The organism is Cupriavidus sp. IDO, from assembly GCF_000812465.1.
In the GTDB taxonomy this organism is placed as follows: Bacteria; Pseudomonadota; Gammaproteobacteria; order Burkholderiales; family Burkholderiaceae; genus Cupriavidus.
The window spans coordinates 1-6828 of the sequence record NZ_JWMA01000111.1 but is presented as its reverse complement, the minus strand read 5'-3'; the positions used below and the strand labels follow the sequence as shown (position 1 = coordinate 6828).

Annotated in this window: 7 protein-coding genes; all 7 read right to left on the bottom strand. The window is 68.4% G+C overall.

Annotation, left to right across the window (positions count from 1 at the left end; translation table 11 throughout):
* The coding region (locus RM96_RS26680) for a biotin carboxylase N-terminal domain-containing protein (protein ID WP_039014751.1) at positions 1–197 on the bottom strand (197 nt) is incomplete at its 3' end.
* 63 nt (positions 198–260) lie between these two features.
* Positions 261–1283 carry a biotin synthase BioB gene (bioB, locus tag RM96_RS26675; protein WP_039014750.1) on the bottom strand — a complete coding sequence of 341 codons (1023 nt, stop codon included), beginning with the start codon at positions 1281–1283 and terminating at the stop codon, positions 261–263.
* A 19-nt stretch (positions 1284–1302) separates the two neighbouring features.
* Positions 1303–2034 carry a dethiobiotin synthase gene (bioD, locus tag RM96_RS26670; RefSeq protein ID WP_039014749.1) on the bottom strand — a complete coding sequence of 244 codons (732 nt, stop codon included), beginning with the start codon at positions 2032–2034 and terminating at the stop codon, positions 1303–1305.
* Complete coding sequence (gene bioF, locus RM96_RS26665) at positions 2031–3248, bottom strand: 8-amino-7-oxononanoate synthase (RefSeq protein ID WP_039014748.1); 1218 nt, start codon at positions 3246–3248, stop codon at positions 2031–2033. The genes bioD and bioF overlap by 4 nt, the downstream gene beginning before the upstream one ends.
* Positions 3238–4644: an adenosylmethionine--8-amino-7-oxononanoate transaminase gene (bioA, locus tag RM96_RS26660; RefSeq protein ID WP_039014747.1), complete on the bottom strand. Its 1407-nt coding sequence runs from the start codon at positions 4642–4644 to the stop codon at positions 3238–3240. Before bioA ends, bioF begins: the two co-directional genes overlap by 11 nt.
* 253 nt (positions 4645–4897) lie before the next feature.
* Entirely contained in the window at positions 4898–5686 is a 789-nt protein-coding gene (locus RM96_RS26655; protein WP_039014746.1) for an enoyl-CoA hydratase/isomerase family protein, read from the bottom strand.
* Between the two features lie 55 nt (positions 5687–5741).
* Positions 5742–6647 carry a dienelactone hydrolase family protein gene (locus RM96_RS26650; RefSeq protein WP_039014745.1) on the bottom strand — a complete coding sequence of 302 codons (906 nt, stop codon included), beginning with the start codon at positions 6645–6647 and terminating at the stop codon, positions 5742–5744.
* Positions 6648–6828 lie beyond the last annotated feature (181 nt).

The following is a 6828-nucleotide window of genomic DNA, read 5'->3' as shown; positions in this document are numbered from 1 at the left end:
ATGTGGTCGGCGCGCAGGTAGCTGTCGCGCGCGGCCGGGCCACCGATATGGACGGCCTCGTCGCAGAACGCGACGTGGCGCGCGTCGGCGTCGGCATCCGAATACACCGCGACGGTGCGGATGCCCAGCCGGCGGCAGGTGGCGGCCACGCGGCAGGCGATTTCACCGCGGTTGGCGATCAGTATCTTGTTGAACATGGCTCCTCCTGGTTTTTCGATAGGACGGCGAGCCAGCTGTTCACCGGGGGCTTCCTTACCTCGTCATCCCGCGTAGCCCTCTGCGCGGATGTCGAGGCGGGCCAGCAGGGCGCGATCGCGGTCGGCCTGCGGGTTGCCGGTGGTCAGCAGCTTTTCGCCGTAGAAAATGGAATTGGCGCCGGCCATGAAGCACAGCGCCTGCAACGCTTCGTCCATGGCTTCGCGGCCGGCGGACAGGCGCACCATCGCGCGCGGCATGGTGATGCGTGCCACGGCGATGGTGCGGACGAACTCGAACGGGTCCAGCGCCTCGGTGCCGGCCAGCGGCGTGCCCTCGACCTGCACCAGGTTGTTGATGGGCACCGACTCGGGATACGGGTCCATATTGGCCAGCTGCGCGATCAGGCCGGCGCGCGCCTCACGCGACTCGCCCATGCCGACGATGCCACCGCAGCAGACGTTGATGCCCGCGTCGCGCACGTGGCCGATGGTGTCCAGGCGGTCCTGGTAGGTGCGCGTGGTGATGATCTTGCCGTAGAACTCGGGGGACGTATCCAGGTTGTGGTTGTAGTAGTCCAGCCCGGCGTCCTTGAGCTGCTGCGCCTGCTCGGCCTTGAGCATGCCCAGCGTGACGCAGGTCTCCATGCCCATCGCCTTGACTTCGCGCACCATGTCCATCACCGGCTCGAGGTGACGGTCCTTGGGGCTGCGCCAGGCGGCGCCCATGCAGAAGCGCGTGGCGCCGTTGGCCTTGGCCGCGCGCGCGGCGTCGAGCACCTCATCCAGCGCCATCAGCTTCTCGGCCTTCACGCCGGCGTCGTGGTGCGCGCTTTGCGGGCAGTAGCCGCAATCCTCTTCGCAGCCGCCGGTCTTGATCGAGAGCAGCGTGGAGAGCTGCACGGTGTTGGCATCGAAATGCTCGCGATGCACTTGCTGGGCGCGGAACAGCAGGTCGTTGAACGGCAGCGCGAACAGCGCGGCGACGTCGTCGACGCGCCAGGCGGCGTCTTCGGGCAGGGCATGCTGGCGCGCGGTCTGGCGCAGGGAGTCGACGGAAACGGTGGTAACGGTTTGAGCTTGAGTCATGATCGATGCGAATTCTGGTTCAGGCAGCGAGGCCGGCAGCCTCGGCTTGGGTATTGGTAGCGAGCAGCGGCGCGAGGTCGAGCCGCGCGGCGGCAGCGGCGGGCGCCAGTTGCCACGGCAGTTCGCCCAGGCACCGCGCCTCCAGCGACGCGTGCAGCGTGGCGATGTTCTCGTCGGCGAGCAGCATGTCGGGGTCGACCCGGTTGGCGATCCAGCCGGCCAGCGTGAGGCCGCGCGCGCGAATGGCTTCGGCGGTCAGCACGGCATGGTTCAGGCAGCCAAGCCGGATGCCCACCACCATGATGACCGGCAGGTCCAGCATCAACGCAAGATCGGCCGTGCTCCAGCGGACCGCGCCAGCGTCGAGCGGAACGTGAAAGCCGCCCACGCCTTCCACCACTACGGCGTCGGCCTGGCGGCGCAGCGCTTCGAACGCTTCACGAATCGGCGCGCGCGTGATCCGCACGCCTTCGTGCGCGGCAGCCAGGTGCGGCGAGCATGGCGTGCGCAGCAGGAACGGGCAGGTCTGCCCGAGCGGCACCGTAACCGAACTGGCGGCGCGCAGTTGCGCGACGTCGTCGTTGTGCCACAGGCCATCGCGCCATTCACTGCCGCTGGCGACCGGCTTCATGCCCGCGGTGCTGTAGCCGGCCGCGCTCAGCGCATGCAGCAGCGTGGCGCTGGCGTGGGTCTTGCCCACGCCAGTATCGGTGCCGGTGACGAAGCAGGCGAAGTTGCTTGGGAGTGTCATGCGGCCTCCCTGCGCGCGAACGCGTCTGCCAGCACGCCAAGCAAGCGGTGCACGTCGGCTTCGCTGTGCGATGCGGAGAGCGTGATGCGCAGCCGCGCTGTGCCTTCCGGCACGGTGGGCGGACGAATCGCGCCCACGCGGATGCCATCGGCTTCCAGCATGGCCGACAGCGCCAGCGCCGCGCCATTGTCGCCGACGATCAGCGGCTGGATCGCGGTATCGCTGTCGCCCAGCACCCAGCCCGCCGTGGCGGCCAGTTGCGACAGGCCGCCACGCAGCAGTGCGATCAGGTGCGCCAGGTGCGCACGCCGTTGCCGGCCCTCTTCCCCTTCGATGATCGCCAGGCTGGTCAGCAGTGCGTGCGCCGCCGCCGGCGGCGCCGCCGTGGTGTAGATATACGGCCGCGCGGTGTTGACCAGGTGCTCGATGATGGTCTCGTGCGCCGCCACGAACGCACCGGCGACGCCAGCCGCCTTGCCCAGCGTGCCGATGTAGATGAAACGCTCCGAGGCCAGCCCCAGCGCCTCCAGCACGCCATGGCCGGACTCACCCAGCACGCCGAAGCCATGCGCGTCATCGACGATGATCCACGCGTCGTGGCGCTCGGCCAGTGCCAGTAGCGCCTTCAGCGGGGCCATGTCGCCATCCATGCTGAACACGCTGTCGGTCACGATCAGCTTGAGCGGGCTGGTGCTGGCGGCCAGCAGCGTGTCAAGTGCGCCGGTGGCGCCATGGGGGTAGCGCTGCACATCGGCGCGCGCCAGCCGCGCACCATCGATCAGCGAGGCATGGTTGAGCGTTTCGCAGAACAGCGTGGCGCCTGCCGTGCCCAGCGCCGTCAGCACGGCCATGTTGGCCATATAGCCGGTGCAGAAATACAGCGTGCGCGCGTGCGGGATGTAAGGCGCGAACCAGCGCGCCAGCTCCGTTTCCAGCTGCGCATGCGCGAGCGAATGGCCGCTGACCAGGTGCGATGCACCGCTGCCCGCGCCATAGCGATGCGCGCCTTCAGCAAACGCGGCGATCACGTCCGGATGGTTGGCGAGCCCGAGGTAGTCGTTGCTGCAGAAAGTGAGCAACGATTCGGCCCGCGCCTCATCCGCTTCGCCCACGGCCTGGTGCGGTGCGCACGCAGTATGGGCGATGCGGCGCCGGCGCGTCAGCGCGCGGGCGTGGCGCTCTTCGGCGGCAAGCTTCAGTTGTTCAAGCAGCATGGCGCACCTCCTCACTAACCGGGCCCGTCACATCGTCGAGCGTGGCCTGTAGCTGGCCGGCCAGCCAGCGGGCCTGCGCAGCATCAAAAACGTAGGGCGGCATCACGTAGAGCGTGTTGCCGATCGGGCGCACCAGCAGTTCACGCGCGCGGGCGGCGTGATGGAAGCGCGAGGCGAACTCCGCGCCAGCCACGTCGCCACGCACATCGGCGGCCCAGATCAGGCCGCGCTGGCGCACGCGCTGCAGGCGGGCATCCGCGGCAAGGCCGGACATGGCCTCGGCCAGCCACTGCGCGCGTTCCCGGTTGCGCACGATCACGTCGTCCTGCGCGAACAGATCGAGCGTGGCAAGCGCGGCGCGGCAGGCAAGCGGATTGCCGGTGTAGGAATGCGAATGCAGGAAGCTGCGCGCCAGGTCGTCGGCGACGAAGGCGCGCTGGATATCCGGGCGCGACAGCACCAGCGAGAGCGGCAGGTATCCACCGCTGATGCCCTTGGACAGGCACAGGAAGTCGGGCCACAGGTGCGCGGGCAGCGGCGCATCGCCGCCGCGCGCCTGCTCCCAGGCAAAGAAAGTGCCGGTGCGTCCGCAGCCGACCGCGATTTCGTCCGCAATCAGGTGGACACGGTAGCGGTCGCACAGGGCGCGTGCGCCATCGAGATAGCTCGCGTCATACATCGCCATGCCGGCGGCGCCCTGCACCAGCGGCTCGACGATCAGCGCGGCGATCTGGCCGGCGCGCTCGCGCAGAAGCGCTTCGAGCTCCGCCAGCGCGCGCGTTGCCACATCGGCAGCCGATTCACCCGGTGCGGCCTGGCGCGCGTCGGGCGACATCACGACATGCGCGCGGCGGATCAGCGGATCGTAGGCGTCGCGGAAGATTTCCACGTCGGTCACGCCCAGCGCGCCTACGGTCTCGCCGTGATAGCCATGCTGCAGGCAGACGAACTCGCGCTTGGCCGGCAGGCCGGTGTTGCGCCAGTAGTGGAAGCTCATCTTCAGCGCGATCTCCACGGCAGACGCGCCGTCCGATGCGTAGAAGACGTTGCCCAGCGCCCCGCCGGTCAGCGCGGAGAGCCGCTCGGCCAGCTCCACCGCCGGCGCATGGGTGCAGCCGGCGAGCATGACATGCCCGAGCGTCTCGAGCTGGCGTGCCAGCGCCGCATTGATGTGCGGATTGGCGTGGCCGAACAGGTTGACCCACCACGAGCTGGTGGCATCGAAATAGCGGTGGCCGTCGGCATCGTAAAGCCACGGGCCTTCGCCGCGCGCAATGGCAAGCGGCACGCCATCGTCGTCGGGGCGCAGCCGCGTGCACGGGTGCCAGACCGCTCGCCGGCTACGCTGGCCGAGCGTGTCATCGCCGGGGGCGCCAGGTATGGACTGATGTTCCAAGGGAGTCCTCCTTTGTTGGCCGTCCGCGCGCGCGCCGCCGCGGGCAAGGCCGGGCAGTGCGACAGTGGCGGACGGATTGGGGAGGCTCATGTTAGGAAGGTCCTGGCGGGCTTGGCAATGAAGGCCAGTTTTGAACGTTGAGTGCGCGTTACGCGGATTTATGCGAGAAAGCCGGGAAAAAGCCTGTGCTTGTCGTCCGCGTGCCGCTATCTCCACGCATCGGCAGCGGTAATTTCCCGCGCGCTCGCCACATTTATGCAGGCCGCCACGACGGTGTGCGCTTTTCGAGGAACGAGCGCACCCCTTCGCGCCCTTCTTCCGACGCCCGGATCTTCGCGATGCGGTCGGCGGTATCAGCCAGCAGGTCGTTGTCGATCACCCGGCCGGCCACGTCCTGCACCAGGCGCTTGCTCTCGCGCACGGCGTTCGGGCTGTTGGCAACCAGCGCGGTGGCAATTTCGGTGACCTTGGCGTCGAGGCCTTCGGCCGGCACCACCGCATGCACGAAGCCGAGCCGCAGCGCCTCGGCCGCATCGAAACGCTCGGCGGTGATGAAGTAGCGGCGTGCCGCCTGCTCGCCCATCGCGCGGATCACGTAGGGGCTGATGGTGGCGGGCAGCAGGCCCAGGCGCGCTTCGGACAGGCAGAAGTGCGCGTGCTCGGCCGCCACGGCGATGTCGCAGGCCGCCACCAGGCCCATGCCGCCGGCATAGGTGTCGCCCTGGATGCGGGCGATCACTGGGCGCGGGCACGACCAGATGGTGTGCAGCATCTGCGCCAGCGTCAGCGCGTCGGCGCGGTTCTCGTCGTCGGAGTAGCCGGCCATCTTCTTCATCCAGTTCAGGTCGGCGCCGGCGCAGAAGGCGGGACCATTGCCCGCCAGCACGATCGCGCGCACCTCGGGTGTGTCGCCCAGCGCACGGAAGGCACCGGTCAGTTCGGCGATGACGGTTTCGTTGAAGGCGTTGCGCACATCGGGCCGGTTCAGCGTGATCGTGGCGACGTGGCTGGCAACGTTGACGGTGAGAGTGGTGAAATCCATGTTGCGCTCCGGTTGCGGAAGTCTGAATCGGTGAAGCAGGTAGTGACGAGAGGGCTCAGGAGCCGCCCTCGAATGGCAGTCCCAGCGAACGGAAGAACGCGCCGACTTCGGGAAGCCAGATCGGAATGCCTTCGCGGTTGCTGAACAGGCGATGCGAGTCGCTGCCGAACTCGCCCACGTCGACCATGCGCGCATTGGCCGCGGGGCCGGCGGCCTGCGCCTTGTAAGCGTTGAACATGCGGTTGGGCATCGGCACCGGCCAGTAGCTGTCGTTGTCGCCGTACACCCATAGCGACGGATAGCGGGCCATCTTGCCGTAGGCGCCGAAGGCGTCGACGAGGTTGCCTTCCCAGTTGACGCAGTTCTCGTTGCGCAGCCCGCCCGCGAAATTGACCACGCCCAGCACGCCCGGATAATCGCGCGTCGCAAACGCCATGGTGGTCAGGCCGCCGTGCGACTGTCCGATGACCACGATGCGGTCCTTGTCCACGTAGGGCTGGTCAACCATGTAGTCCAGCGCGGCAATCACATCGTCAGCCTGCTGCAGGCCATTGCTCTCGACATTGCAGCTGCCGCCAATATAGGCGCCGCCCGAGCGCGCGAAACCCTGTCGCATCGGCAGCACCACGACATAGCCGCGCCGCAGGAATTCCGCGCTCTGTGCGGGGAAGCGCGCGCGTCCCTGAAAGGCCGGCCGCCCTGGCGCCTTGCCATGGTTGATCACCACCAGCGGAAATGGCCCGTCGCCGGCAGGCTTGAAGATGGTCGCCTCCAGCTCGACGCGGAACGGGGAGGCAGCCTTCGGCATCAGTACGACCTGCTCGGAGAACTTCGCCCTGGTTGCATGCGGTGCAGGCGCGGCAACGGCAGGCTCGGCCTGCGTCGCGGCCTGGATGGCCAGCAGCAGGGCAAGCACCGGCGCGGCGGCCAGGCGGGCGAAGGCGAGAGCAGGACTGCGCATGTCGATGAGCCGGCGATCGTCCTTACATGCGGAACACGCCGAACTTCATGTCGCCGATCGGCGCATTGAGGCTGGCCGACAGGCCCAGCCCCAGCACGGTGCGGGTCTGCGCGGGGTCGATCACGCCGTCGTCCCACAGCCGCGCGCTGGCGTAATACGGATGCCCCTGGTGCTCGTACTG

Coding starts and splice junctions, on each gene's coding strand:
- bioB (WP_039014750.1), bottom strand. CDS start 1,283: ATGACTCAAGCTCAAACCGTTACCACCGTTTCCGTCGACTCCCTGCGC.
- bioD (WP_039014749.1), bottom strand. CDS start 2,034: ATGACACTCCCAAGCAACTTCGCCTGCTTCGTCACCGGCACCGATACT.
- bioF (WP_039014748.1), bottom strand. CDS start 3,248: ATGCTGCTTGAACAACTGAAGCTTGCCGCCGAAGAGCGCCACGCCCGC.
- RM96_RS26655 (WP_039014746.1), bottom strand. CDS start 5,686: ATGGATTTCACCACTCTCACCGTCAACGTTGCCAGCCACGTCGCCACG.
- RM96_RS26650 (WP_039014745.1), bottom strand. CDS start 6,647: ATGCGCAGTCCTGCTCTCGCCTTCGCCCGCCTGGCCGCCGCGCCGGTG.